The organism is Stenotrophomonas sp. GSD10 (assembly GCF_056172695.1).
The window spans coordinates 3,906,319-3,931,034 of sequence record NZ_JAOCMC010000002.1 but is presented as its reverse complement, the minus strand read 5'-3'; the positions used below and the strand labels follow the sequence as shown (position 1 = coordinate 3,931,034).

The following is a 24,716-nucleotide window of genomic DNA, read 5'->3' as shown; positions in this document are numbered from 1 at the left end:
TGCTGGTAGGTGCCGACCGTTGGTCGGCAGGTCGGGAAAATGGTGGGTGCCAACCGTTGGTCGGCACATCCGGATCTGCTCCTGGTAGGTGCCAACCTTGGTTGGTACAGCTGTAGAGCCGAGCCCATGCTCGGCTCAGCGTTCACCGAGCACCCAGCAGACAGCAGCCGAGCATAGGCTCGGCTCTACATGCTCGCCGCCCGGTGGGTGGCGACCGTTGGTCGGCACGCCCTGGCAGAACCAATCCCCCGGCCGGCCAGGAGAGCCAACCGGCCGGGGGCACCACTCAACGCCTTACTTGGTTTCTTCCCACTGCACCACGTCCGGCTCGGCCGCCTTGACGCCGGCGGTCGACAGCAGCTTGGTGGTTGCATCCAGCGCCGCGTTCACCGACGGATACTCGACAATCGCCCGGCCGGAAGCCTTGGACACCTTCACCACGGTGCCACCGGTGGCGGTCGCCGCACGCTGCGCCGAGGCCGCATCGGTGAAGAACACCTTGACCCGCGAAGTCGCCACCACCGGCGCGCCATCATTGGACACCGCCGCGGCGAACTTGCCGGCACCGGCATCCAGCCGCGCCGCCGCGCCGGTGCTGCCGGCATCGAGGGAGCGCTTGCTGCGGGCACCGCTGCTTGCCGCGGCGGCGTCCGCCGCCGGGGTGATCTTGAACTGGCCACCACTGGCCTGCTGCACGGTGGCCGACGGTGCCAGGCGGAAGCGGTTGCCGCCCACATCGAAGCTACGCCCGGTGGCTTCGGCCTTCAGTGCCTGTGCGTCCACGGTCGACAGGGTCCTTGCAGCGGGGGCCTGGCCGGAGCTCTGTGCCCAGGCGGTGGAGGTGATCGCCGCGAAGGCGAGGGTGCTCAACAGAATGGTCGTCTTCATCGTCAGTGCCCCAGAACGCGGATCTTGAAGAATTCGAGGTTGCCACGCGATGCAGCGTTCGCGGCCTGCCCCATGTCGGTGACTTCCAGCGTCCAGGTGCCGGTGGCGTTCTCATCCAGGAAGGCATTGCTGGACAGCAGGTCCCAGCTGGTGAAGTTGCGCTGCACACCATTGGTGCCCGAGCCGATGGCGGTGAACGCCGGCTGCACCACGCTGCGCGTGCCACTGGGCGAGACCAGCACGAACTGCAGCTGGCGGGTGTTGCTGTGGTTGACGCGGAAGCCCAGCTGCACGCTCTCGATGTTGCGCGCGCCATTGGCCAGCTGGAAGGTCAGGCGCGCGGCGGCGGCCGAGGTGTTGCCGATGGCCACCGTACGTGTGGTGTTGCGCCAGCCGCTGTCCACCAGCGCGCCGAGCGACTGGAAGTTCTCCGCCACCTGCACTGCACGCGCGGCGTTGACCACACCGAAGCCGTACCAGTTGCTGTAGGCGCGTCCGGCGGCGTTCACCGTCCAGCCCGGCACCAGCACGCGGCCATCGGCCAGCGTCACCGCCGCCCGGTTCGGGTCGGTGCGGGTGGCGGTGGTGGCCAGGATGTACTTCACATCGCGGTAGGAAAGATTCGGATTGGTTTCCAGCACCAGCGCCGCCACACCGGACACCATCGGTGCCGAAGCGGACGTGCCGTTCATCTTGGCCGTGTAGTTGCAGGTGCTGTCGATGGCCGACTGGTTGCTGTCCAGCGTGTTCTGGCGGTTGGTGTTCTTGTTGCTGCCCTGCGCGCACCCGGTCACGTCGGTGGTGACGATGGCCGGGTCGTAGGCACGCGCCACCAGCCCGGGCGCGTACTGCGCCTGCAGGCCGTACTCGCCGCCGAAGGCCGACACCCACAGCGCCGAACCGGTGGAGGAATACGACGAACGCACGCCGTCGGCGCGCACCGCACCCACGGTGATCACGTTGAACAGGTTGTTGCGCGGGTCACGCCCGGCGGGCACGCAGCCGGTGTTGCGGTTCTTGGTGTCGGCGGTGCAGATGTCCTGGCCGGTGGAGAGCGTGCCGTTGTTGTGGTTGTTGCCGGCCGACTTCACGTAGATGCCACCCCGGCCACCGCGGGTACCCGACAGGGCCTGTTCGTAGGCGCTGATGTCGTTCTGGCTGTAGGCGAAGGGCAGGTTCGGATTGCCCGGGCCAGCGCCCCAGCTGTTGTTGAACACCTGCACATCGGCCGATTCGGCGCCATCCCACCAGGCGTACTCGATGTTGCTCTGCTGGTTGCCCTGGGCCGAACTCGAAATCGGGTTGAAGCCTTTCAGCGTCGCCGCCGGGGCCACGCCGCGCACGCCGCGGTTGTTGGCGCCCACCGCGCCGGCGATGCCGCCGACCATGGTGCCGTGGTTGTCGGCGTCCGGGTTGGAGGGTGTGGGGTTGTTGGAGCCATTGGCGAAGTTCTTGCCGGCTACCGCCGCCACGTTGGTGGCCAGGTCCGGGTGGGCGATCTGCAGGCCGTCATCGACGATGGCGATGGTGACGCCCTGGCCGCGGATGCCATTGCGGAACAGGCCATCCACGTTCAGATCGTTGCCGGCCACCGGCAGCGTATCGGCCGGCACCGTCTGCCCGGTATTGAGCAGATGCCACTGGATTCCGGCCAGTGGATCGGCCTGTTGGGCCTGGGCGGTGGCGGCCAGGCTGCCCAGCACCAGGGCAGTGGCAAGGGCCAGGCGCGCGGAGCGCGGTGGCGCGGAGCGTTGCGTGTGTCGCTTCATACACGAATCCTTCTGTTGTGAATCGGCATGGCAGGACGGCGGGGCGGAACTGCCCCATCGCAACGAGCCAAACGCGACACCACGAGTCCCCCCTACGTCAAATGGGCACGAATGTTTCGATATGGGAGATGCGTCACAAACACTCATGACGCACGGTAATAACGACTACACATTTCTGTTGGCAGCCCGCATCCGTGCATGGCGTGGATCGACCGGGTCTCATCGCGCGGCTTCACATCCGGCTGTGCTACTACAGCCCGAGCCCCTTCCGCGCGGAGCACGATGATGGTCAATCCCCTGGCCCAGGCCCATCGCGGCCTTGGCACCACCCTGTTCAGCCTGTTGAACCCGATTCCGTTCGGGTTCTTTGTCGGCGCCTTGATCTTCGATGCGATCTACCTCAACAGCGCCGAGGTGATGTGGGGCAAGGCCGCCGCCTGGCTGATCACCTTCGGCCTGCTGATCGCCATCGTGCCGCGCCTGATCAACCTGTTCGCGGTCTGGCGCCGTAACGGCAGTGCCACCGGCATCGACCGCATCGATTTCTTCCTCAACCTGGTGGCGGTGCTGCTGGCCATCTGGAACGCCTTCGTGCACAGCCGCGACGCCTACGCCGTTGCCGTGCCGGGCACGATCCTGTCGGCGCTGACCGTGGCGCTGATCGCGCTGGGGCTCATCCTGCTGTCGCTGCAGCCGCCGGTGCGGCACGGAGGTCGTCATGGCTAAGCCCTTCCTGCCCACCCTTGCGATGCTTTCGTTGGCGGTGATGCTGTCCGCCTGCGCGGGCAAGGCCGAGTACCACCCCACCGACCAGTCCGGCGCGAAGCCACCGCTGCCGGCACCGCAGAACTTCCTGATGCCGCCCATGCAGGTGCCCAAGGGCGTCGGCTGGGCCGAAGGTCAATCGCCCACGGTGGCCGAGGGCCTGAAGATCGAGCGCATCGCCGCCAACCTGCAGCATCCGCGCCGCCTGCTGACCCTGCCCAACGGCGATGTGCTGGTGGTGGAAGGCAACGGCCCGGGTGAAGAGCCGGTCACCACGCCCAAGCAGTGGATCGCCGGCAAGGTGAAGGCGCGCTCGGGCAAGGCCGGCAAGGGCGGCAACCGGGTCACCCTGCTGCGGCGCACGCCCGGCACCACCACCTGGGCCCAGCACGTCTACATCGAGGGCCTGCATTCGCCGTTCGGCATCCAGCTCATCGGTGACACCCTGTACGTGGCCAACACCGGCAACATCGTGCAGTTCCACTACGTGCCCGGCGAAACCCGCATGACCGACAAGGGCCGCGAGTTCACCGATCTGCCCAGCACCATCAACCACCACTGGACCAAGGAGCTGCTGGCCAGCCGCGACGGCCGCAAGCTGTACGTGGGCGTGGGCTCCAACAGCAACATCACCGAGAACGGCCTGGCGGTGGAGTACCGCCGCGCGGTGGTGCTGGAAGTGGACGTGGCCACCCGTGGCAGCCGCATCTTCGCCTCGGGCATCCGCAACCCCACCGGCCTGGACTGGGAACCGAGCACCGGCACGCTGTGGGCGGTGGCGAACGAGCGCGATGAAATCGGCGCCGACCTGGTGCCGGATTACCTGACCTCGGTGCAGGAAGACGGCTTCTACGGCTGGCCCTACAGCTACTACGGCCAGCACGTGGACGAGCGCGTGCAGCCGCAGCGGCCGGACCTGGTAGCCAAGGCGATCGTGCCGGATTACGCCATCGGCTCGCACGTGGCGCCGCTGGGGTTGCTGTTCTATACAGGCCAGGCGCTGCCCGCGCAGTACCACGGCGGTGCCTTCATCGGCGAACACGGCAGCTGGGATCGCTCGCCATTGAGCGGCTACGAAGTGGTGTACGTGCCGTTCAAGGATGGCAAGCCGACCGGGCGGCCACAGACCGTGGTGAGTGGCTTCGCCTCGAAGGATGAGAAGACCCTGATGGGCGCACCGGTAGGCATGGCGATGGACGCCGAGGGCGCACTGCTGGTGGCCGACGACGTGGGCGACGTGGTGTGGCGGGTGTCAGCCAAGTAGCCTTGTAGAGTCGAGCTTGCTCGACTGCTTTGGCTTGTAGAGTCGAGCTTGCTCGACTGCTGTTGGAAGAAGCCGTCGAGCAAGCTCGACGCTACACAGATGAGGTACCGCTGCGGAACCCGCTGAACACCGATTCGGCGGCAAACCCCACGCCGCCCAGCAGCACGCCGAAGTACACCATCGTGGCCACCACGAAGGCATAGCCGGCCGCCACCGCCGCGCCGTCGCGCTGGATGAAACCAATGGCGAAGGACATCAGCGCCAACGCCGGCAGCGTATTGCTGAAGGGAATCGGGCCGGCCGGCGCCATCAGCAGCACCGTGGCCACCACCAGCGCCAGGTTGTTCAGGCGCATCATCTTCTTCGAACGCACCATCACCGCCAGCCGCATCGGCCGCGACAGCCGTTCCATGCGATGCACCCACTTCAACGCACGGCCGAGGTTGGTCTTCAGCGTTTCGGTGGCGATCTCGCGGCGTGCCAGCTTCTGCGGCACCCACAGCGGGCGGTTGCGCAGCCGGCTCAGGCCGATCAGCAGGATCGAAGCGCCAAACACCGTGCTCAGCCCGGGAATCGACACCGGGATGATGAAGATGGCCGAAAGCAGGATCACCACCAGCAGCAGGCCCTCATCGCCCAGGGCGCTGAGCAGGGTACCGACGCTGACCCGTTCGCCGGGCAGTTCGTCGATCATCTGCTCGATCTGCTGGGCCAGTGGCGCGGTGTCGTTGGGGTCGGGGGCACGGTAGGTCATGCGTCGAAAGGGTTTCCAGGGAAGGGCGGTCAGCGGGCCGTCCTGCGGTGGGGGACGCACAGGCCCCTGAAGTATCCCGGCCAATGTGGGCAAAGAGGTGAACCGGGCATGAGGCGCTAAACTGGCCCGCCCCGCACGAGTGCAACGCAATGGACATGGGCCGCCGGCAATCGACCATCGAACTGGTCGCCATCGATATGGATGGCACCCTGCTGGACCCGGCCCACACGCTCACTGCACGGGCCAAGCAGGCCATCGCACAGGCCCGCGCGCTGGGCGTGCATATCGTGCTGACCAGCGGCCGCCCGGTTCCCGGCCTGGCCCCGTTCCTGCACGAACTGGGCATCGATGGCGACGACGACTACTGCATCGCCTGCAACGGCGGCCTGGTGCAGCGCATCGGCACCGGCGAAACCGTGGTCGAGTATCCGCTCAGCTTCGATGACTTCCTGTTCTGCGAGCAGGTGGCGCGCGAACTGGGCGTGCACTTCCAGGCGCTGGACAGCCAGCGCATCTACACCCCAACCAGGACATCAGCTACTACACCGTGGCCGACTCGCATCTCTCGCGGATGCCGCTGTCGTACCGCCGGGTGGCCGACATGGATCGGTCGATGTCCTTCATCAAACTGATGATGATTGATGTGCCCGAAGTGCTGGACGCGGCCATCGCACGTCTGCCCAGCGAGCTGACCGAGCGGTTTGCCGTGCTGAAAAGCGCACCGTTCTTCCTGGAAGTGTTCGACCACCGTGCTGGCAAGGGCCCGAGCCTGCAGAAACTGGCCGAGCACCTGGGCATCGACCGCCACAACGTGATGGCCATTGGTGACCAGGAGAACGACCTCACCATGCTGCAGTATGCCGGCACCAGCGTGGCGATGGGCAATGCCATCGACGCGGTAAAGACCGTGGCGCGGTTTGAAACCACCAGCAATGCCGATGACGGCGTGGCGCGCGCGATCGAGCGTTTTGTCCTGCAGTAACCGCGCGGCCACCCTCTGGTAGGTGCCAACCTTGGTTGGCACACGCAATCGGCAAGCGCCGACCAAGGTCGGCCTCTACCAGACCCCATTCGTGCCGGTAGTCCCGGTAGGTGCCAACCTGGGTTGGCACACGCATGGCTATACCCACGTATACCCCACCCATCCCCATCGCCATCGGCGCTGTACCACCGCGCGATGGCGGATGCGGCCGAGCGATGCAAGACTTTCGCACGTCGAAATCACGCCATCGCATTGAGCGGCTGAGGATCGTCTTCCCCGCCGCTGACCGGCGCGCACTGCGCCGTCACCCCCAACGCAATCGCATCACCAGCCAGCGCGCCGATATCGGTGCCGCCCCGTGCTGGGCGTGCGCCTGCGCCCTCTTTCCCCACTGCACGCTGGATCTTTGCATGAACACCCCACCCACGACGCGCCTGGCGCTGGCGATCCTCACCGCCATCGCCGCACCGGCCCATGCCGCCGAATCGGCGGACACCGCGCACGACACGCCCACCACCTTGAACGCGTTGCAGGTGATCGCCACACCGCGCGGCGCCGCCGTCGCGCCGACCCAGGTGGTCGGCCCAAACCGTTACATCATCAAGGCCGAAGACCTCGATGCGGTGGTCACCGGCAACAACGGCCTGGCCATGCTCAAGCAGGTGCCCGGCGCCAGCTACACCGCCACCGACGGCCTGGGCCTGGATATCTCGGCCACCAGCCTGTTCGTGCGCGGTTTCCGCATGAATGAAATGGGCATCACCTTTGAAGGCGTACCGCTGAACGACAACGGCTTCCTTTCGCTCACCGGCACCAGCGTGGTGAATGTGGGTGTGCCCGATGGCATCGGCGCGATCACGGTCAGCCCGGGCGGCGCACCGGTCAGCGTGTTTTCCAGCAGCGTCAACGGCGGCAGCCTGGAATACCGCCTGCGCGAACTGCAGGACACGCCCAGCCTGCGCGTGAAGCAGGGCGTGGGCAGCAACAGCACCCTGGTCACCACCGTCTCCGGGCAGAGCGGCCAGCTGGGCGAACACGGCCCGAAAGTGCTGGTCGACCTGCAGCGCGTGTCGGCCGACAAGTACCAGGGCGAAGGCACACAGAACTTCCTGCGCGGCGACCTGAAGCTGCAGCAGGACGTGGCCTGGGGCGATCTAACCGTGTTCCTGTCCGACAGCAAGGCCAAGGTGTGGGGCTACAACAACATCTCCTTCGACATGATCCGCAAGCTCGGCTGGAAGGCCGACATCTTCTATCCGGATTACGCGTGGGCCTGGTATGTGGCCTCGCCGGAGAACGCAGACAAATCCTGCGGCGCCTACACCTGCGGTGAGCTGTCCGAACTGATTCCGTACGACACCGGCCAGATCACCCGCGACCGCGTGTCCTCGATCAACCACCGCTTCCAGATCACCCCGGCACTGCGTGGCAACGTGCAGCTGTACAACGCCAACAGCCACACCCAGGCCACGCTGACCGACCCCACCGTGCCGTCGCCCAACGGTGCACCGTTCTCCGAGCAGGTGCAGACGCCACGCCTGAACCGGCTCGGTGGCATGGTCAACCTGCAGTTTGAAGCCGGTGCGCATACCCTCACCGCCGGTTTCTGGCAGGAGAAGAGCAAGGCCGCAGCCAAGACCGAGTGGTACCAGCAGCCGCTGCTGGGCGAGGGCCCGCCGCTGAAGGCCACCGGGCCGTTCGATGTGTACGGACCGGCGTTCAAGACCGACAACGCCTCGAGCTGGGTGACCCGCTCGCGCCAGTTCTACCTGCAGGACGACATCGTGCTGAATGACACGCTGAAGCTCGGCGTCGGCTTCAAGGCCGTGGATTTCCGCACCGGTGGCGGCGGCCTCGGCGATGCCGAGGACCGGCCGGTGAACGGCACGCTGCGTGCGAAGAGCAACTTCCTGCCACACGTCTCGCTGTTCTGGAGCCCGACCGAATCCACCGACGCCTTCATCGACCTGGCCAACACCATGAACGGCTACCGCGTGGCCCAGCGCGGCAACATCGGCTACACCGCCTCGGCGTGGACCATCACCGATCAGGAGGAGTTCGACCGCGTGGCCGGCACCCTGCGCCCGGAGAAGAACTGGAACCTGACCGTGGGCGCGTCGCACCGCTTCGACCGGCTGACGATCACGGGAGATGTGTTCTACAGCGATATCCGCAACCGCCTGCTGTCGGCCGCCATCGGCACCCAGTTCGCGCAGATCAACACCGTGCGGCTGATGCCGAAGATGCACGTGATCGGCGCCGACCTGGGCATCACCGCCGACCTGACCGACCACCTGCAGTTCTACCAGGGCGTGGCCGTGGCCCGTTCGTACTACGACAGCGATTTCGTGGTGGGCGACACCGTGTACCCGATCAAGGGCAACGCCCAGCCGGGCTACCCGCAGATCTCGCTGGTGAGTGATCTATCCGCGCACTTCGGCGACTGGCGCTTCGGTGCCACCAGCACCTCGTACCTGCGCCAGCCGTTCACCTACGAGAACGACATCCGCGTGCCCACGTTCTGGCAGGTCAACACCTATGCCGCCTACCGGTTCGGCGCGGACAGTGCAGTGCCCGGGCTGGAGCTGCGGGTGGACGTGAGCAACCTGTTCAACCGCCACAACATCGGCACCGCCACCATCGCCGGCTCGTCGTTCTCGGGCGATTACCAGACCCTGCAGCGCAGCGCGCCCCGGCAGCTGATGTTCAGTACCTCGATGGCGTTCTGACCCCCAACCCCTGCCTTGCGCAATCAACAGGGATTTTCTGGCGGCGGCGCAAGGTTCCCACAATGTTGCTGCGTCATCCTGTTGGCATGGCACAGCACCACACGCAATCACCGCTGTTCGGCATCCGGGGCCCAGGACGGCCCCGGCAGGCGCTGTCCGTGGCGCCTGCGATCGACCTGCGGGCCGAGTACCAGTTCTGGCAGGTGTACGAGCGTGTGGTGCAGCCGCTGCCCGGTGGCGGGCTGCGGCTGGCCTGGCTGGTCTGCCAGAAGGTCTATCGCGACCGCTGGCAGTACCCGCACGACAGTGACGAGGTGGCACTGTCGCGCGTGGTGTTCGGCGGCAACATGACGGCTGACCGCGCGTCGGAGCTGGCGGAGCTCCACGCGCTGGTCAGCCGTCGGGTGGCGGTGCTGGCCAAGCGTGGGCGGCTGGGTACGGCGGCGTGATGCCAGCCCTTGGTGGGGTCGACTGCCAGTCGACCGCTGTAGAAGTGGGTAGTTGGTAGAGTCGACTGTCAGTCGACTGCTCTTCGCGCATGGCTGCATAAGGCTGGGCGTGGTAGATGCATCTGCCGTATCCACTGCGGCTGATTGCAATGCGTGTCTCCCGCGCGTTAGCGTGTCCGGGTACACCCCGGTACCGTCTCTGTCCTTTGGGCATGCGGCCGGGGTATTTTTCCACCCGATTGCCGCTGTTCCCAAGCAAGCCTGCGCCCCAGCGTCTGGAGCCTCGTGACGCATCCAACGTGATTCTGGATGCAGCCGCTGCGATGCAATCAGGCTCACGCATTCACATCTTCGGGCCGCCAACGCCGTGTGCTGATCGGAACTCCAGCCACCTCGCTGAGTCTACGAACTCTACGGCCTAGGTGACTCGCGGTGGCGACGGTTCGAAGTCACATTCGACAAGTAGCCTCAGATCGCTTCCGCTAAGAAGTTTGAAAGAATGGCCCGAGCAGAAGAATTCCCAAAGGATATGCAATGCATAGGACGCTGAAGATCAAGCGGCGCTTGAGTGACAGTCTTCGACGTTGATCGCCGAAGGCCAGTCGATAGACGCCCGCAATACAGCGTAGCCACCAATCGATGCGTTCGATCCCCACTTCACGCAACAACTGCGGGGAATCTGACTGCATCTTGTGAAGCTCACGATTCGCAAGAAGCGTCGACGCAATTCCGGCGATGCAGAGTGCTCCTACAAGGTACTTTAGAAATTCTGGCGTCATGATCGTCAATCTCCAACCAGGGTCGATGCCGACCGGAGCATCAAGTGCTCCCCATGAATAGCCGCCTTTTACGAGGTCCACTGACGGCAACGTCGGGGCGTTGGCTGCCTTTCGCTGCGGCGTCGATGTCGTCGGTGACGCCGACGGCAAGCCGGTCGGAACCACGCATTGACGTCCATGAGTAGGGCCGCCGTACTCTCGTTACCTGGCGCAGCGCAGGACGGCCATGCATCAAGCAACAAGCCCACCAAAGGGCGGGCTTGTTGCTTGAAGCATGGATGATCAACATCGCTGCGATCTAAGGGGCCTTGGTAACCGGGCGCTTGCCAATCGACCAAAAGATAACTGCAAAGAGCAGCATAGCCACCAAAAAAACAACAACGAACCTAAACATAGGCAAGCTTTGTAGGTTGTAGCCGTGGAAGAAGTGCAAATGCTGCCCCGCATTCTCATCCCAGCTCGTCCAGTACGGGAATGGGGGCACAGCAATCAGCAAAGCAGCAATGACCGCACCACCCCATCTCCATTTTGGCAGCCAGATGGCCACTGCGATCGAAACAACCGTGGCTGCGATGGCAACCTCCAGGTTTAAGGTGCCACCCCAAGCAACGGCCATCAAAAACCCAGGCACGAGTAGGATTGCTCCTGCCACAATCGCGATAGCAACCCGAAGCATTCTACTTTGCATCGTCGATATTCTTCTGGTTGTGTCCTTCCCATACATCATTGATATACCCCGCTAGTCCCGGGATAGCTTGAGGCCATCCCCAACCCTCACCGATCGACATTGCTTTTCCGTCCACTGAGCCACGAAGTACGTAGCCAAAATGAAGGCCATGCCCGGGCTGGGTAACGTTGATGGTCCAGGTATTCCCACGGTACGTCACCGAATAGCTCTTAACCGGGCTATCGCCATCGTTCCCAAAAGCTTCTCCAGCCCTCGCCATTAGCCCCCGTGCACCACTCGGTGTTGCGTTGTTCTTTGTTCCCGTCGGCGTTGCTGGCTTGTCGTCACCCGGAGTCGGGTCATTCGTAATCGCCCGCTGGACCGCCTTGTCCGACTTATTGTGGGGTGTCGGGTAGTTGTACTTGTGATAGGACCGGTCCGAGCTCTTCTGCTCGCCTGCTACGCCTCCTGGAGTCGGGAAAGAAATCTTTCCGGGAATCTTGCTTCCGGTGATTGGAACCGTGCACGTGGTCGTACCGTCCTTCGACTTGCAATCGCGACCATCCGGGTCAGTGAATAGATATGGATTGTTCGCCGCATAGCTGTATCGGTTGAAGTTTGGTCCAAGGCTTGCCGTCACCGGATCTATCGACAGGAACCTTCCGATCTGCGGATCATAGTACCGCTGCTGCATATAGCTCAACCCGGTCGACGCATCGCTCACATGCCCGGTGTACCCGGGACCATCCGATACGCCACCGCCCACCACTGCCCCATAGGGCTCATAGACGTACCGTTTGATCACGTTGCCGGCCTCGTCGGTCTCTGCAACCGGTGAGCCCAGCGCGTCCGTGTGGATGTAGGTCACCGTCTCCGCTGCGCTGGCCATGGTGGGGACCATGGTCACGAAGAGAAGTCCGGTCAGCGTGCACGCCAATCCTTTCAGCGTCATGCGCATCATGTCAGTCCCCCTCGACCAGGCCGAGCACGCCTGCGCATTGCAGGCACGCGCCGAGTAAGGCGCCTGGCAACGTGCGTCGTAGTCAAAGACGATGCTGGTGGTGCCCTGAACCTGGCCGCGGGCATTTCTGACCTCGTACCGGGTTGCGCCGGGGGACGAACTCCACATGACGGTGCAGTTCATCGGGCCGCTCCGAGTAACTCTGACGTTGGTAGGTACTGCCGGCGCGCTGAATACAGAGACCTGCGCTGTGGCGCTGTTGGCACCACATCCAGCGGGATTGCACGCACGGCCGCGATAGAAGTAGGCGCCGCCGTTGTTGCCCTTGTTCAATGTGACCGCCAGATCCTGGGAGATCAGCGTCCAGTTGCCCCCGTCGGTACTTTCATCGATCTGATACCCCGTGGCATCCGCAACTTGCAGCAGATTGATCACGTAGTTGGCACCGGCGCCGACGGTCTGTGGTGCTTGGATCGTGGGTGCGGGCGGTGGCCCGATTACTCGGATGCTGGCCGTAGCCGACCATTCGCCGCATCCGGCGATGTTGCAGCCGCGCACCGCATAGCTCCAGACCCCAGGGGACCGACCACCACGCGCCGCGCCGGTTGCGGGGTCGTCCTGTACCAGCGCAAGACCGCTCCCGTTGAGCCCCTCTGTAAGCTGATAGGTAACCGCCGCGGGCACGGCCGTCCAGGACATGCTCACCGTTGAGCTGTAGATCGATCCCGGTAGGCTGATCGTCGGAGGCGCAGTTGGCGGCAAGGTCACGACAATCGATGCCGTTGCGCTGGCCGCGCTGCAACCCGCGTCGTTGCACGCAAACGCCCGGTATCCGTAGTTCCCCGCCGTCTGGCCGGTGATGTTCAGCTGCGTCCCGCTGATGCGGTTGGTCTCCGTCCACGCGCCGCCATTGAGCTGCTGCTCGATCCTGTACGTGCTGGCCTGCGCGGTGGCCGAAACGGTCAATGTGAAGCTGCCGTTGTAGCTGGCGGCCGGCACTGAGACTGTCGGCACTGCGGGGGCGTACAGCGAAGTGACTGAGACTTCAGCGGAGTACGCACCACACCCCTGCGGATTGCAGCCCTTCACCCGGTAGCGATGGCTGCCGGCTGGCGCAGCCGAAATCTGGTGGCTACGGCCAGCGCCATCGATCATGACGGTCCAACCGGCGCTATCGGCCTGCTCCAGGACATAGCGCGCAGCCCCCGCCACCGCAGACCAACTAAGACTGTAGTTGCCGTTGATGCCCTGTGCCGGAGCTGTCATGACCGGTGCTGACGTCGGCGCACGCTCAACCTGGGTGACTGTCTCGGCGCCCCACGCGCCGCACACAGTGCCGTTGCAGGCGCGGCCACGGTAGCGGTAACTGCCCGAGGCACGACCGGTGAGGGCGACGGTCAATGCAGGTCCCTGATAGATGGACTGCCAGTTGCCGGCGCTGGATTCCTGCACTTCATACTGCTGTGCACCGGCAACTGCAGACCAGCTCACGGCGTAGCTCCCGTTTCCGCTGTAGCCCGGCGCCGTGACCACCAGTGCTGCAGGTGCGATGTCGACGGCACGTTTCGCCACCAGGCTGCCGTTGAGCTGGATGTAATCCAGACCCTTGGCTTGTCGCTGGTCGTGCTGATAGCGCAGCACGCCCCCTTGGTCATAGAAGGACCGGATGTTGCCGCTCTGCGCGCTGGCCAGTGTGCGACGCCCATGTGCGTCGTACTGATAGGCCTCCCTGCCATCCACCTCGCGCAGGCGGTTGCCGAAGTCAAAACGGAACGCAATGCCGTTGCGGATCTTCAGGTTGCCTTGCGCGTCATAACCCAGGCCCGTGACCGTTGCGCCATTGGTAGCATCACGAACATTGGTCAGGCGGTTGTTGAAGTCGTACTCGAATGCCTGCTGCCGCGCCCCGACCTTCGCGGACACGATGTTGTCCAGCACGTCATAGCCGTAGCTCGCGTTGCCAAAGCCCGGCGCGATCACCGAGCTGAGGCGATCCAGTGAGTCGTAGCGCATATCGCGGTTTCCGGGTGCGCCGGGGAGTCCGTCACTGATTGCTGCGACATTGCCGTTGGCGTCGTAATCATAGCCATCGTCGATGACCTTGGCGTCCGACCTGCTATCAGTACTTCGATCAGGAAGCCCTCGCGCATTCTGTGCCATCTGGTGGGTGACACCGTTGCCGTAGGTGAAGGCGCTCATGCCGCCGTTTGCGTAATAGCGGACATTGCTGGCATAACGGCCTGCGCGCGTCGGTTGCCCCAGCGCATTCGGACCGTATTCGATTGTCAGCCCGGAAGGCTGCACGAGGGTTGCCAATGAACCGTTGGCATCATAGCCATAGCCCAACGCCCACGCCTGCATACCGTCCTGGACCACCGTCTCAGACGTCGGCAGGCCGCGCAGGTTGTAGGCGTACTCGTTGGTCGTCGCTGCGCCGCTGTTGCGGGTCTGCACGCGCTTGACGCTGCCGCCGGGCCAGTAGCTCCAGTCCTGGTCGCCCTGGCCGTCGGAGAAGCGCAGCGTCAGCAGCCGATTCATGCTGTCGTAGGTGCGGTCCACACGTGACGGCGAGGCCTGCGCCGCGCCGCTGTCGCATTGGGGGCCCAGCAGGGTAAGGCCCGAGGCGGACCAGACGATGTTGCCCGCCGCGTCATATGCCATCGCCGTCGCGCCCGATTCCGGCTCCATGCTCTTGCACATGCGCTGCGCTTCGTCGTACACGTACTGGCGACGGATGCTGACACTGCCATCGCCGTTCCTGCGCAGGATCGAGAGCGGCTTGCCCAGGGTGTCGCGCTGGATTTCGGTCACAACGTCTTCGGGGTGAGCAATCCTGATCGGAGTGTCCTGGCTCGGCTGGCCATACATCAGGTAGTCGGTGGTGGTAGCAATGCCTCGCGGGTTGGTGACCCTGACCGATCCGCCACCAAGCTGCTGGGTGGTGGTCACCAGCCGGCCGAGCTCGCTGTCCTGCTCGCTGCGTACAGCACGTCCCAGGGCATCGTAGCTCGTATGGGTGCCAGGAAGCGCTGAGCGGAAGTCGTTGGCGCCACGTGTGGGGTAGGAGGCGAAGATTGTCCGCCCGTTGCTGTCGTAACGGGTTACGGTCTGCTGCAACGTGCTGGTTCGATCTGCGGCGTCAAACCGCTCATCCAAGACCGGACGCCAGAGCGCGTCGTAGTAGGTCACGGAGCGCGCATTGCCCGTACTCGACTCACGCTTCCAGTGGCCGCCTTCCAGACCTACTTCCGCGGCCGCCACCGCCGAGAACTGCGTTGTCGTCGGGTTCCATGCCACGCTGTCAGATGCCGCCTGCGTCGCATGCACGATACGCCCCATCGGGTCATAGTCGAAGCTGCGGCTCGCACCGTTGGGTTCAACCGCAACGCGCACCCAACCATTGTCGTCTACCTGCAGGGTGGAACCACTCCCATCCGGGAACCCCACACCTTGCGGCAGCCCACGCTTCCAGGAGTTGAGTGTGATCGTATTGCCCTTGCCATCGGCGACGGATGCCAAGGTGCCGTCGGGGTGATAGGCCAGCGTCTGCTGCAGCAGGCCGAATGCATAGGTCCGCTGCGGCCGGGACAGCGCGTCGAACTCGGTTCTCTGTGTCTCAATCTCCGTGCCCGTGACGGTTTGTGTGGCGCGCGATACCTGGCCCAGGATCCATCGTCCGGTGTCGTCGAAGAGGGTGCTTCGCAGCACACGCGAACGGCCCAGCGAGTTGCTCTCGGTCTGGACGATCGCGCGTGCATGCGCGTCAAACTGGTTGACTGTACTGACAAAGTCCACGCCATCCTGCGAAAGCGTCGTCTGCTTCAAGGGCCGAATGCGGTTCGCAAAGAGATCGTCAGCCGCAGAGAACGCACCGTAACTGGCGGGGAAGGGCATGGACGGCGCTTCGGCTGCGGTGACATAGGTATTGGTGCTGACCTGGACGATCTGACCGTCCGGTGCGCGCACCGACTCCTGCAGCAGCTGGCCTTCATTCTCGTCAAGCTTGATACCGAAGACGCTGTGGTGCCGTGTGCCGTCCGGATCCACCACGGTGGCTACCGAAGAGTTGGGGATGCCGAAGTTGTAGCCACCTTGTTCATAGGACCAGGTCTGGGAGCCCAACCCGGCTCCGCTGAGCGTCTTGCGCTTGATGGCGTACAGGTCGAATGAGCCTGAGACGCGCTGGTAATAGCGCCCCCAACTGCGGCGCACGCGTTTGCACCCACGCCTGTGCGGGTACGCCTGCTGTACTCGAAATCGAACTGACCTCGCGTGCCTGCCGGATGTGTTGCGATCAGCGTGAACGAGGACGGGTCGAAGCCGGGTTTGCGGCACCTGCTGGGATCGCCATCCCAAGCTTCATAGCCCGGGTTCAGGCCACCGTATCCGGGGTCCTGCCAGCTGTACTCGTAGCCGAGCCGGGTTCCGTCAGGCTGCACCACCGTCTTGAGCGTTGGCCATCGCGAGAAGCCAAGTGTTCCTGAGCTGGCGTTGTACTCATAATTCCAGGTGCGGCCGCTGGTGGTGGCAGAGGCAATCCTGTCTCCATCATAGGCAATGGCGATGCTTCTGCCGTCGCTGGCGCGGATGCCTACCAGTCTGTCGCCGGAGTAGTCATAGGCCACCCAGTTGCCGTGACGGTCTTCCACCCGGCTGGCCATTAGAAGCACACGGACCATGCCGACGCGCGTTACGCCCACGTCGAGAAGCCCGGCGTTCCGCTCGATACCCACATTGAAGAAATATCGGTTCCCGGCGCCATCCAGTCCGAGGAAACCCTCGCCGGGGTAGCCGTTGGCCGTGCCGGGCAGGCACGAGAAGCGCATGCTGCTGCGCGTTCCCCAATTGTAGGTCGTCCCGTCAGTAGGCCGCGGATTGGGTGTGTCGGCATTGCCGATGAACAGCATCTCCTGGTCGCCTTCGCCAGGAAGATGCAGCATGTTCCCCGACCAGACTTCGTAGGGCGAAATGTTCGCGGGTACCTTGGCAAAGAATGTCGCGCTACAGCGTTGCGTGCCCCCATTGGAACTGGTGTTCCACTTCGAGCTTGCGTCGAAGGTGCCATGCAGATAGGGCACCTCCACATCCCAGCTGCCGAAGCCTCCCAACGGCGTCCTGTCCTTGAAGGACTGGATCGCGAATCGTCGTTGCAGGCGCACGGGCAGAGGTGCATTTCCCGGCAGATCGATATCGGTAACGACGAACTCTGTTGCCCCTGAGCTCAGCGTGATTCTCTCACCGAAGAGATCGGACGACAGTGGCGAGACCATCTCGCCCGTGCGAATACGCTTGTAGTACTCGCTGTGAGGAGTGATGGGTGTGTTGTCTGCTGCCACCCCGCCGCAGAAGGCGGCCAGCGTGAAACCGAGGAGCGCGCGCGATTGCCAGATCCGCATGAAGCCTTCCTTCGTGCAAGTACGTTGGCGATCTCGGCCTTTGGCGAGATGCCGACCGGTGCTGGCGTCACGTTCCGACGAACAAGCTGTTGCGCCGTCCCCTTGCGCCCCCTGTGACAACAGAGACTGTCGAGTGTTGCTCGATCAGTTCTGTCAGACCTCGATTCTGATGTTCAGATCAAGAGAATGTCTTGTAGGGAATTCCTGATAGTTGTGTAGGTGAATTCCTTATCCAAGCACCTGCTACTTGACCTCCTTGCCCGCGATACCGTCAACCCTGTGTCTTCCCCGATCCAACTGCCGATACCCGATCGCCTCAGCCAGATGCGCAGTCTGGATCACCTCGCAACCGGCCAGATCCGCAATCGTGCGCGCCACCCGCAGAATCCGGTGCATCGCCCGTGCCGATAGCTGCAGGCATTCAATCGCCTGCTCCAGCAAGCCCTGATCGGCCTCGCTCAATCGCGTGCATGCGCGCAGCGCGGCGGGCGGCAGATGCGCATTGAGCCCGCCGCGCGCCTGTTGCCGGGCATGGGCGGCTTCCACTCGTGCACGCACCGTTGCACTGGGCTCACCCAGCGGCGTGCTCTCGCGCAGCTCCACCGCATCCATGCGCGCCACACTGATATGCAGATCGATACGATCCAGCAGCGGCCCTGACACGCGTGCACGATAGCGGTTGATGCGCTCATCACTGCACAGGCAGCGGTTGCTGCGGTCACCGGCCCAGCCGCAGGGGCACGGGTTCATCGCCGCCACCAGCTGGAAACGCGCGGGGTACTGCACACTGCGCGCCGCACGGGAAATACGGATATGGCCCGACTCCAGCGGCTCGCGCAGCGTCTCCAGCGCGCTGCGGTTCCACTCGGGCAGTTCATCCAGGAACAGCACGCCGTGATGGGCCAGCGATATCTCGCCGGGGCAGGGCGGGTTGCCGCCGCCCACCAGCGCCGCCGCGCTCGCACTGTGGTGGGGAGCGCGGAACGGCCGTTGCCGCCAACGCTTCGGGTCCAGCCCTTCGCCACTGACCGAGGCAATGGCGGCCAGCTGCAGTGCTTCGGCCTCCTCGGTATCCGGCAGCAGCCCGGGCAGGCGTGAGGCCAACAGCGTCTTGCCGCAGCCCGGGCTGCCGATCAGCAGCAGATGATGGCCACCGGCCGCAGCCACCTCCAACGCGCGCCGCGCATGCCCCTGCCCGCGCACGTCGGCCAGATCGGGCAGCGGCAGCGGTGGGATGTCCACGCGCTCCACAGGCGGCAACAGGCGCGGGTTGCCCAGCCCGGCGCAGCATTCCAGCAACGTGCGCGCCACCCGTACATCGGCGTGCTCGGCCAGCGCCGCCTCGGCGGCATTGCCGGGCGGAACCACCAGAATGCGTCCGGCTTCAGCGGCGGCAATCGCGGCGGGCAATGCACCGGCCACCGGGCGTAGTTCGCCGGTGAGTCCCAGCTCGCCCAGGAATTCGTATTGCAGCAGCGACTGCGGATCGACCTGTCCGCTGGCCGCGAGGATGCCCAGCGCGATGGCCAGGTCGTAGCGCCCGCCTTCCTTGGGCAGGTCGGCCGGTGCGAGATTCAAGGTGATGCGCCGTTGCGGGAAGTCGAAGCGTGCACAGAGCAGGGCGGCACGTACACGTTCGCGCGATTCACGCACGCTGGTTTCGGCCAGGCCCACGATCTGGGTGGCGGGCAGGCCACCGGAAAGATGCACTTCCACCCGCACCAGCGGGGCATCAACCCCGGCGCGGGCACGGCTGTGGACCAGCGCCAGGCTCATGAACGGTTTCCTGCGGAGGGACGCTTGATGGTGCGGCAGGCGCGCTGTGGCAAACCATCGGGAATTGCGGGTGAAGCGGCTAGGGGGATTCTGGCAGGTCGTTGGAATGCGCGTGGCCTCTATCGCGGCGACGCCTGCGGGCAACTGAGTGACGGAATCCGACCGCCATCCGTACAGCCGCGCCAAGGGACCCAATGAGCTTCCGATTGGCTGGACACGCGCTCCACGTTGCCTGTCGAATCAGGGCCAACTTCTTGCAACGTTCTCTGCGAGCAGGCATTCGCGACCGATCAAACCCACACATAACTTCTTGCAGGCAAGTATCCGACTCGCTACGCTGGCTCTAACACACCCGCCAAGCCTCTGACGCGCTAGTTCGCGGCATGCTCAAATTGGCGGGTTTTTCGTTCTCACAGATGGGTAGCAGGGTGACTCACTACCGCAAGCCGCTCAGGCGCAGATGAGCAGCCAGGGTGGGTCATTTAGGGGTGCAATCTGCCCTTCACCGTGCAACATAGTGATGCCGCCGCTACTTGCACTGCTGGGCAACATCAATGCCATCGCGGTACTTCAGGACGATGGAGTTCAACAGGCCGAACTGATCCAACGCTGGGCGTGGATCCAAAGGGGCTCCCGACGGCTGCAGTCGAGCTTCCAGCTGGCTACGGAAGTGCATGACATCAGGCGCACGGGCATCGGCCCCAGCCATGATACTCATGGTCATCAGGATCGAGCTGTTATCGACGAAGAGCAATGGAACGCCTTTGCAGTAGAAGCCGAAAGACGGCGACCCAGGTTCCCCGGCGACGATCCTGATTCCCTTTGATGCTGTCGCACCGGAGAGGTCCATGGCCTCTTTTCGGACAAGCGAAAATTCGTCGTCGGAGATCGTTCGATAGGTCCTTAGCTCAGCCTCGAATGTGGTCGGATACACCACCCATCCGAGCCCACAAAGCAGGATGATGGCAACGACGAAAAAGCTGGCAAGTGACTTCATCCTGGCGTCCCTATTTTTCCGGATCGACGTCCTCCGGCCTTGAGTAGCACGAGGATTCCGAATCCAATTCCGAAATGAACACCTTTGCTTGTCACGCGGTGATGCCAATGATCATGATTCAGAACTGATGCCTCGCCCGACCGCCGAGAACGAGCGCAATGAAGGGCCCTAGAATGATGCGCACGCTGTCCATCGCGAGAGCCCTTCCATTCTGTCCGATCTTGCGCGATACCCGGGCATACCCAAAGAATCCGGAAAACAGGCCGCGTAAGGCAGCTCGTCTATAGAAGTGCTTGGCTTCTTCCGAATGCATCGGTACTTGTTCTTCATGATACGTCGCAAATCCAAGAAGCAATTCGGGAGTAACTCCGTAGCTCGAAGACGCTTCCAGATAGCGATACGCTGCGGCAGCGTCTCCCATCTTCAGGAGGACGCGTGCAAGATGAAGAAACGTCAGCGAGCCGGGAGCAATAAGCGAGGCGCGCCGATAGCTGTCGAGTGAGGCAGGGAGGTCAATCTCAATATCCCGCCCACCGTCTTCGTAGATCATTCCACGACAGACATGCCCGTCTAGACGGGTAGATTCATCCCCGGAATCTATTAGTGATTCGGCTATGAGAAGCGCGTCACTGGCTTGGCCCTTTTTCAGAAGGATAATGGCATCTCTAAAGCTGTTCTTTGCGCTTGTCATGGGACTCTTATCTCCCTGCTGCCCACCCTGCTTGTGCGCGCAGAAGGCTTCCTGGCCAGTTGGATCCTCTCTTGCTGATGCAGCCTCTGCGGTCTCGACCTTACGCCTTGTGTGCGCCGATTCCTACGCATGTGCATGACGTCGCCCTGGTTTCGAGTAGTACGGCGATTCGGAATTCAATTCCCAAACAGACACCTCTGCGTATCCGGTATCGACCCATCGAAGCGCCTCAACCGCGCCTCAACCCAAGATGGCCCAGCACGCTCCACCAGCAGCCGCCCCTCAATCTGCTGCACAAACAGCCAACGCTCGAAGCTCATGCGCAGGCGCTCGATATCCGGTGCCCGCCACGCGGCATCGGCAGGCATCCGGATCAGCACGCGCGAGGGCGCACTCTCCACCTCCATCACCACAACGCCCCTACACCGGATCTCGAAAGACGTCGCCCCAGCATAGCGCGTGTGGAATTCAAAGCCTTCGATGGCCTTGGCGGTAACAAAGCCCAGCGCGTCGCCGTGCAGCAACCGGTAATCGAAGGGCTTCAGCTTCTGGTAGGCCCACTCCCGATCACTCGCTGGCTCGGGCGACGCGGCCCATACCACGGCGATCACCACGATGCAGGTCGCCGCAGCGACAAGGCTTTGCTTCTTCATCACTCACCCCGACCTCAGGCCTTGGGCCGCATGCGCTCGTGGATGAACGCCGTGAGCGCCATATCGGCCATCACCAACCCTTCCATCACGCGGTCGCCCACGTACTGCTCGGGCTCACCGTTCTGTCGCGTGCGCTCGGCCGCCAACAGGATTTCCTGCACGATGCGCTGGCCGGTTGCCGCGCAGTCGGCGTCGGACATCGCCACCTGTCGGCTGCGCAGCAGGTGACGTTCGGGCCAGGGCCGGCCGTCGGCGGCAGCGCCAGCGCCGATGGCGCGCAGGGTGGCGATGAGGCTGTTGGGGTCCGGCGCGGGCGCGGGTGACGGCGCCTCCTGGATGGGGCGCGGGGGCGGGGAGTGCGGCGTGGTCATGGCAGGCTCCGTGCAAGCAGGCGGAAGCCGCCACCGATAAAGGTGGCGGACAGGGCGTGGCTCGAAAACCGGTGTGTGATGATCGCCGGCGGGCACGAGGCCCCCACGCCCCGCCCGCCATAGCCGGCAGACGGATTGCCAGCCGGCACCAAGAAAGTTGATGCCGGCTGGCAAGCGCAAACTTCATCACAACAACGGGTTTTCGAGTCCCGGCCACCGATGCACGGTGGCGGAGCAACGATTACTCGCCGTTGTGTGGAATGCCAAGGGTAGGGGTCAATGCCGCCAAAACCCAAGACGTTTTCGGCATTGTCGCATAGCGCGGAAAGGGGCGAGAGCCTTGACGGGCTTGGCGTACAGGCACTTCTGGAACGGAGTCGTCAGATCCTTCCATCAAGGATGCAGGGTGCGGCAAATGCGACAGCACTCGCTCATCGGGCATGCGTGATCGCTCATGCAACCGAACCGCTGCGACACCGGCTAGATGGTTTAAATGACTTCCTGCCTATTGAACCTACCGAGTGCCGCGCGCAATCTGACTACCGCTGTAGTCAATCAGGACCGTCCTGCCCGCAGCAGCAAAGTTCTGCAGCGCTCGAACGGATTCCACCCACTGGCTCAGGCCAATACAAGGATCACTGCACGTGCAACGCCGCAGCCGACTGCTTCTCTGCGCGGGTCTGATCCCGCTTCCGTGGTTCCTGTTCTGGACCAGCGTCGCCGCCGTATTCGCACCGGGTTACAACCTGCTTGCACAGCACGCCAGCGAGCTGCTGCAGGCGCCCACGCTCGCAAGCATCTGCGCCAGGATCGCCGCCATCGGCTCCGGTGTGGGGTTCGTGGCGTTCTCTATCGGGGTGTGGCGCGAATCCGGGCGTCGCATTGCATTGGGTGCCATCTGCTGGATGATCTTTGGCGTCTCGATGCTGACCAACGGGCTCTGGCCCATGGGTCATCCGATGCACGGCTTCTACACCATCGGTATCGCCAACATCATCGCGCCGGCGATGTCGCACATCGAGTTGAGCGCGTGGTCTGCCAACCGAAGGGCGTACGCCGTGACCGCTCTGGTGAGCATCGCGAGCGTCGTCTATCTATGGTTGAATGTGGTGGGCGCGGACCCGGAGGGCTACAGAGGGCTGACTCAGCGCGTGTTCTCGTCCATCAACTCGCTCTGGCCATTCCTGGTTGCGATGTACCTGCTGCGCAGGGGTTCGGGGAAGCGAAGATGCGCCCCGCGCTTTGATGGGCGGGCGCGACAGGGCATGGATGGCCGTTGAGTGGCCGGAGCCGAGAAAGGGATGAAGATCTTTCGCCGTCAGCTGATCTACGTTCAAGTGCACCAGGACCACTTCATGGCCCGCGTAGTGGGTGGGGACAGAACGATTCGCCGCCAGTGCCACGCACTGGGCAATCGCGCGGGGGCGATCAAGGATTTCACCACGCTTGGGCCTCAGCTCAAGGCGATCTTCTCGGAGCTCACGCCAGGTTTCTCACTCGTCAAGCCGTGGGCGCTACTGCACTTTGATCCGGTTGAATACCCGGTCACGAAGGAAGAACTGGCCGGTTTCCAGAAGGCTGCCATGCGCAGCGGGGTGAGTTTCTGCTTTCTCTCCACGTGGGAGCAGCGGCATGAAGACAACGACTTGATGGACATGTTCAAGTAGGGGCCGGCTCGATACTTCTTTCACAGCCGAGCCGCTTTTGTGATTGGACGACGGATCGCTTCAATCGCTATCGGGACTCGAATTGAGTGGCAACCGAAACACTGCAATGGATAGTGTTGGAGCCAGCCTTGCGGGCGCAGCCTCCTGCTGGGCCCGATCACTGCTGAGCAGCGGCGCAACACTGATTGCCCGCTGTTGTGCGCAATGCTAAGAGGAGGTGTTGGTACCGACAACGTCCGAGAGGTTCTACTGGTAGTAGGTTTCACGAACGATTTCGTTGCACGTCGGGTCGACATCAACGTGGAAAGATTTCAACCCGTCGCGGGGCAGGAGCACTTTCAGGTCCTCCAGGTACTGCACAGCGAACCCTCGATCCGAATTTCCGGAGCCTTCCTCCTCGATGCGGTACAACGTCCTGTCCCATCCCCTCGAGTCCTCAACATGCTGCTCGATCAGCTGCAGGCAGCGCTCATGCCTGGCTTGGCCTGGTTCACTTCCGTGGCAGGCTGGGGCAATGAAGCCGAGCGTTGCGAGCAAGCAGGATAGTTTGAACAGACGCATGCTCAATCCCCATTTGGATGAAGCTTTCAGATGCTCATCAGTGGCAGGAGGATCGTCCATGGTTGCACTGTCTGGTGCAAGATTGGCAAGGGCGCACGATTGGGGCTGTTTCGCGGCAGGCGGCTGCGCGACACGGAGAATGGAGACAATGACCAAGGTGACCGGTACCAGGATAAAGGACCACACGCGATGAAACTACCGGCCCGCTTCTGGGTGCATCTTTTCAGCCATCTGGGGTTCGTCGCAATCATGGCCGCGCTCTTGGCCGACTGGGTTGGGGTGTTCTTCGAAGCTCTTGTCAGCCAATCCCATGCCCCCGCCGACGTCGCCCGGGTGGGTGATGTCGGAACGGTGTTCGGGTTCTGCGTGCTCGCCCTGTTGCTGTTGGGGGCGCTGAGCATCCCGGGTGAACTGTCGGGGCTGGTCAGGCCGTACGACCGCAAGGCGCCCTATCGGCAGGAGGCGCAGGTGATGCATCGGAAGGTGCTGCTGATCACCATCGCGGTACTGTCCTGGGCGGCACTGGCGTCGGTGTTTCTCATCGGATCGTTGCTGCGTTCCGGCTAGGCATGCCTGCCGCAAGATCACGGGCAGGCC

At 63.6% G+C, this 24,716-nt stretch carries 20 protein-coding genes and 1 pseudogene; 8 read left to right on the top strand and 13 right to left on the bottom strand.

Features of this window, described 5'->3' with window-relative positions:
* Window positions 1-294: 294 nt before the first annotated feature.
* Both N4G47_RS18350 and N4G47_RS18345 read right to left on the bottom strand, forming a co-directional pair.
* Window positions 295-888: a S8 family serine peptidase gene (locus N4G47_RS18350; protein WP_475289295.1), complete on the bottom strand. Its 594-nt coding sequence runs from the start codon at window positions 886-888 to the stop codon at window positions 295-297.
* 2 nt (window positions 889-890) lie between these two features.
* The gene (locus tag N4G47_RS18345; protein ID WP_475289293.1) at window positions 891-2,657 is read right to left on the bottom strand and encodes a S8 family serine peptidase; all 1,767 of its coding nucleotides are present in this window, start codon (window positions 2,655-2,657) and stop codon (window positions 891-893) included.
* A gap of 285 nt (window positions 2,658-2,942) precedes the next feature.
* On the opposite strand from N4G47_RS18345, the gene N4G47_RS18340 reads away from it, so the two are divergent.
* Both N4G47_RS18340 and N4G47_RS18335 read left to right on the top strand, forming a co-directional pair.
* Window positions 2,943-3,383: a DUF2231 domain-containing protein gene (locus tag N4G47_RS18340; protein WP_249842596.1), complete on the top strand. Its 441-nt coding sequence runs from the start codon at window positions 2,943-2,945 to the stop codon at window positions 3,381-3,383.
* Window positions 3,376-4,686 (top strand): PQQ-dependent sugar dehydrogenase, encoded by a 1,311-nt coding sequence (locus N4G47_RS18335; RefSeq protein WP_475289291.1) that lies wholly within the window; start codon window positions 3,376-3,378, stop codon window positions 4,684-4,686. Before N4G47_RS18340 ends, N4G47_RS18335 begins: the two co-directional genes overlap by 8 nt.
* A 91-nt stretch (window positions 4,687-4,777) precedes the next feature.
* On the opposite strand, the gene N4G47_RS18330 is transcribed toward N4G47_RS18335, so the two are convergent.
* Window positions 4,778-5,440, bottom strand: a complete 663-nt coding sequence (locus tag N4G47_RS18330; protein ID WP_309340278.1) for an exopolysaccharide biosynthesis protein — start codon at window positions 5,438-5,440, stop codon at window positions 4,778-4,780.
* A gap of 149 nt (window positions 5,441-5,589) precedes the next feature.
* Here N4G47_RS18330 and yidA point away from each other — a divergent pair.
* From yidA to N4G47_RS18315, 3 genes and pseudogenes are all read left to right on the top strand, one after another.
* Window positions 5,590-6,422: pseudogene (gene yidA, locus N4G47_RS18325) on the top strand (sugar-phosphatase).
* Window positions 6,423-6,832: 410 nt separating this feature from the next.
* Window positions 6,833-9,151 (top strand): TonB-dependent receptor, encoded by a 2,319-nt coding sequence (locus N4G47_RS18320; protein ID WP_475289288.1) that lies wholly within the window; start codon window positions 6,833-6,835, stop codon window positions 9,149-9,151.
* A 62-nt stretch (window positions 9,152-9,213) separates the two neighbouring features.
* Window positions 9,214-9,600: a hypothetical protein gene (locus tag N4G47_RS18315; protein ID WP_249842601.1), complete on the top strand. Its 387-nt coding sequence runs from the start codon at window positions 9,214-9,216 to the stop codon at window positions 9,598-9,600.
* 482 nt (window positions 9,601-10,082) lie between these two features.
* Here N4G47_RS18315 and N4G47_RS18310 read toward each other — a convergent pair whose 3' ends face one another.
* The 9 genes from N4G47_RS18310 to N4G47_RS18270 all read right to left on the bottom strand — a co-directional run bounded on the left by N4G47_RS18310 (window position 10,083) and on the right by N4G47_RS18270 (window position 21,891).
* Window positions 10,083-10,544, bottom strand: a complete 462-nt coding sequence (locus tag N4G47_RS18310; protein ID WP_475289285.1) for a hypothetical protein — start codon at window positions 10,542-10,544, stop codon at window positions 10,083-10,085.
* Window positions 10,545-10,677: 133 nt separating this feature from the next.
* The gene (locus N4G47_RS18305) at window positions 10,678-11,055 is read right to left on the bottom strand and encodes a hypothetical protein (RefSeq protein WP_475289283.1); all 378 of its coding nucleotides are present in this window, start codon (window positions 11,053-11,055) and stop codon (window positions 10,678-10,680) included.
* Window position 11,056: 1 nt separating this feature from the next.
* Window positions 11,057-14,668, bottom strand: a complete 3,612-nt coding sequence (locus tag N4G47_RS18300) for an RHS repeat-associated core domain-containing protein (RefSeq protein WP_475289976.1) — start codon at window positions 14,666-14,668, stop codon at window positions 11,057-11,059.
* Between the two features lie 1,394 nt (window positions 14,669-16,062).
* Window positions 16,063-17,403 (bottom strand): hypothetical protein, encoded by a 1,341-nt coding sequence (locus N4G47_RS18295; RefSeq protein WP_475289281.1) that lies wholly within the window; start codon window positions 17,401-17,403, stop codon window positions 16,063-16,065.
* A gap of 243 nt (window positions 17,404-17,646) precedes the next feature.
* Window positions 17,647-19,179 carry a YifB family Mg chelatase-like AAA ATPase gene (locus N4G47_RS18290; protein WP_475289279.1) on the bottom strand — a complete coding sequence of 511 codons (1,533 nt, stop codon included), beginning with the start codon at window positions 19,177-19,179 and terminating at the stop codon, window positions 17,647-17,649.
* Between the two features lie 529 nt (window positions 19,180-19,708).
* Window positions 19,709-20,176, bottom strand: a complete 468-nt coding sequence (locus tag N4G47_RS18285) for a hypothetical protein (protein ID WP_475289277.1) — start codon at window positions 20,174-20,176, stop codon at window positions 19,709-19,711.
* A gap of 118 nt (window positions 20,177-20,294) precedes the next feature.
* A complete protein-coding gene (locus N4G47_RS18280; protein ID WP_475289275.1) occupies window positions 20,295-20,867 on the bottom strand; it encodes a hypothetical protein in 573 nt (190 codons plus the stop codon).
* A 176-nt stretch (window positions 20,868-21,043) separates the two neighbouring features.
* The gene (locus tag N4G47_RS18275) at window positions 21,044-21,520 is read right to left on the bottom strand and encodes a cold-shock protein (protein WP_475289273.1); all 477 of its coding nucleotides are present in this window, start codon (window positions 21,518-21,520) and stop codon (window positions 21,044-21,046) included.
* Window positions 21,521-21,534: 14 nt separating this feature from the next.
* Window positions 21,535-21,891: a hypothetical protein gene (locus N4G47_RS18270; protein ID WP_475289271.1), complete on the bottom strand. Its 357-nt coding sequence runs from the start codon at window positions 21,889-21,891 to the stop codon at window positions 21,535-21,537.
* Window positions 21,892-22,535: 644 nt separating this feature from the next.
* On the opposite strand from N4G47_RS18270, the gene N4G47_RS18265 reads away from it, so the two are divergent.
* Entirely contained in the window at window positions 22,536-23,171 is a 636-nt protein-coding gene (locus tag N4G47_RS18265; protein ID WP_475289269.1) for a DUF998 domain-containing protein, read from the top strand.
* A gap of 21 nt (window positions 23,172-23,192) precedes the next feature.
* Window positions 23,193-23,558 carry a hypothetical protein gene (locus tag N4G47_RS18260; protein WP_249842609.1) on the top strand — a complete coding sequence of 122 codons (366 nt, stop codon included), beginning with the start codon at window positions 23,193-23,195 and terminating at the stop codon, window positions 23,556-23,558.
* 246 nt (window positions 23,559-23,804) lie between these two features.
* On the opposite strand, the gene N4G47_RS18255 is transcribed toward N4G47_RS18260, so the two are convergent.
* Window positions 23,805-24,275 (bottom strand): hypothetical protein, encoded by a 471-nt coding sequence (locus N4G47_RS18255; protein ID WP_279923482.1) that lies wholly within the window; start codon window positions 24,273-24,275, stop codon window positions 23,805-23,807.
* 33 nt (window positions 24,276-24,308) lie between these two features.
* Here N4G47_RS18255 and N4G47_RS18250 point away from each other — a divergent pair, with 33 nt between their 5' ends.
* Window positions 24,309-24,686, top strand: coding sequence for a hypothetical protein (locus N4G47_RS18250; RefSeq protein WP_475289266.1), 378 nt, complete (start codon window positions 24,309-24,311; stop codon window positions 24,684-24,686).
* The last annotated feature ends 30 nt before the right edge of the window (window positions 24,687-24,716 follow it).

Excerpts from the sequence above, each read along its gene's own strand:
- N4G47_RS18350 (WP_475289295.1), bottom strand. The coding sequence starts at position 888 with ATGAAGACGACCATTCTGTTGAGCACCCTCGCCTTCGCGGCGATCACC.
- N4G47_RS18345 (WP_475289293.1), bottom strand. The coding sequence starts at position 2,657 with ATGAAGCGACACACGCAACGCTCCGCGCCACCGCGCTCCGCGCGCCTG.
- N4G47_RS18340 (WP_249842596.1), top strand. The coding sequence starts at position 2,943 with ATGGTCAATCCCCTGGCCCAGGCCCATCGCGGCCTTGGCACCACCCTG.
- N4G47_RS18335 (WP_475289291.1), top strand. The coding sequence starts at position 3,376 with ATGGCTAAGCCCTTCCTGCCCACCCTTGCGATGCTTTCGTTGGCGGTG.
- N4G47_RS18330 (WP_309340278.1), bottom strand. The coding sequence starts at position 5,440 with ATGACCTACCGTGCCCCCGACCCCAACGACACCGCGCCACTGGCCCAG.
- N4G47_RS18320 (WP_475289288.1), top strand. The coding sequence starts at position 6,833 with ATGAACACCCCACCCACGACGCGCCTGGCGCTGGCGATCCTCACCGCC.
- N4G47_RS18315 (WP_249842601.1), top strand. The coding sequence starts at position 9,214 with ATGTTGCTGCGTCATCCTGTTGGCATGGCACAGCACCACACGCAATCA.
- N4G47_RS18305 (WP_475289283.1), bottom strand. The coding sequence starts at position 11,055 with ATGCTTCGGGTTGCTATCGCGATTGTGGCAGGAGCAATCCTACTCGTG.
- N4G47_RS18300 (WP_475289976.1), bottom strand. The coding sequence starts at position 14,668 with ATGGCATATGACGCGGCGGGCAACATCGTCTGGTCCGCCTCGGGCCTT.
- N4G47_RS18295 (WP_475289281.1), bottom strand. The coding sequence starts at position 17,403 with ATGCGGATCTGGCAATCGCGCGCGCTCCTCGGTTTCACGCTGGCCGCC.
- N4G47_RS18290 (WP_475289279.1), bottom strand. The coding sequence starts at position 19,179 with ATGAGCCTGGCGCTGGTCCACAGCCGTGCCCGCGCCGGGGTTGATGCC.
- N4G47_RS18285 (WP_475289277.1), bottom strand. The coding sequence starts at position 20,176 with ATGAAGTCACTTGCCAGCTTTTTCGTCGTTGCCATCATCCTGCTTTGT.
- N4G47_RS18280 (WP_475289275.1), bottom strand. The coding sequence starts at position 20,867 with ATGACAAGCGCAAAGAACAGCTTTAGAGATGCCATTATCCTTCTGAAA.
- N4G47_RS18275 (WP_475289273.1), bottom strand. The coding sequence starts at position 21,520 with ATGAAGAAGCAAAGCCTTGTCGCTGCGGCGACCTGCATCGTGGTGATC.
- N4G47_RS18270 (WP_475289271.1), bottom strand. The coding sequence starts at position 21,891 with ATGACCACGCCGCACTCCCCGCCCCCGCGCCCCATCCAGGAGGCGCCG.
- N4G47_RS18260 (WP_249842609.1), top strand. The coding sequence starts at position 23,193 with ATGAAGATCTTTCGCCGTCAGCTGATCTACGTTCAAGTGCACCAGGAC.
- N4G47_RS18250 (WP_475289266.1), top strand. The coding sequence starts at position 24,309 with ATGAAACTACCGGCCCGCTTCTGGGTGCATCTTTTCAGCCATCTGGGG.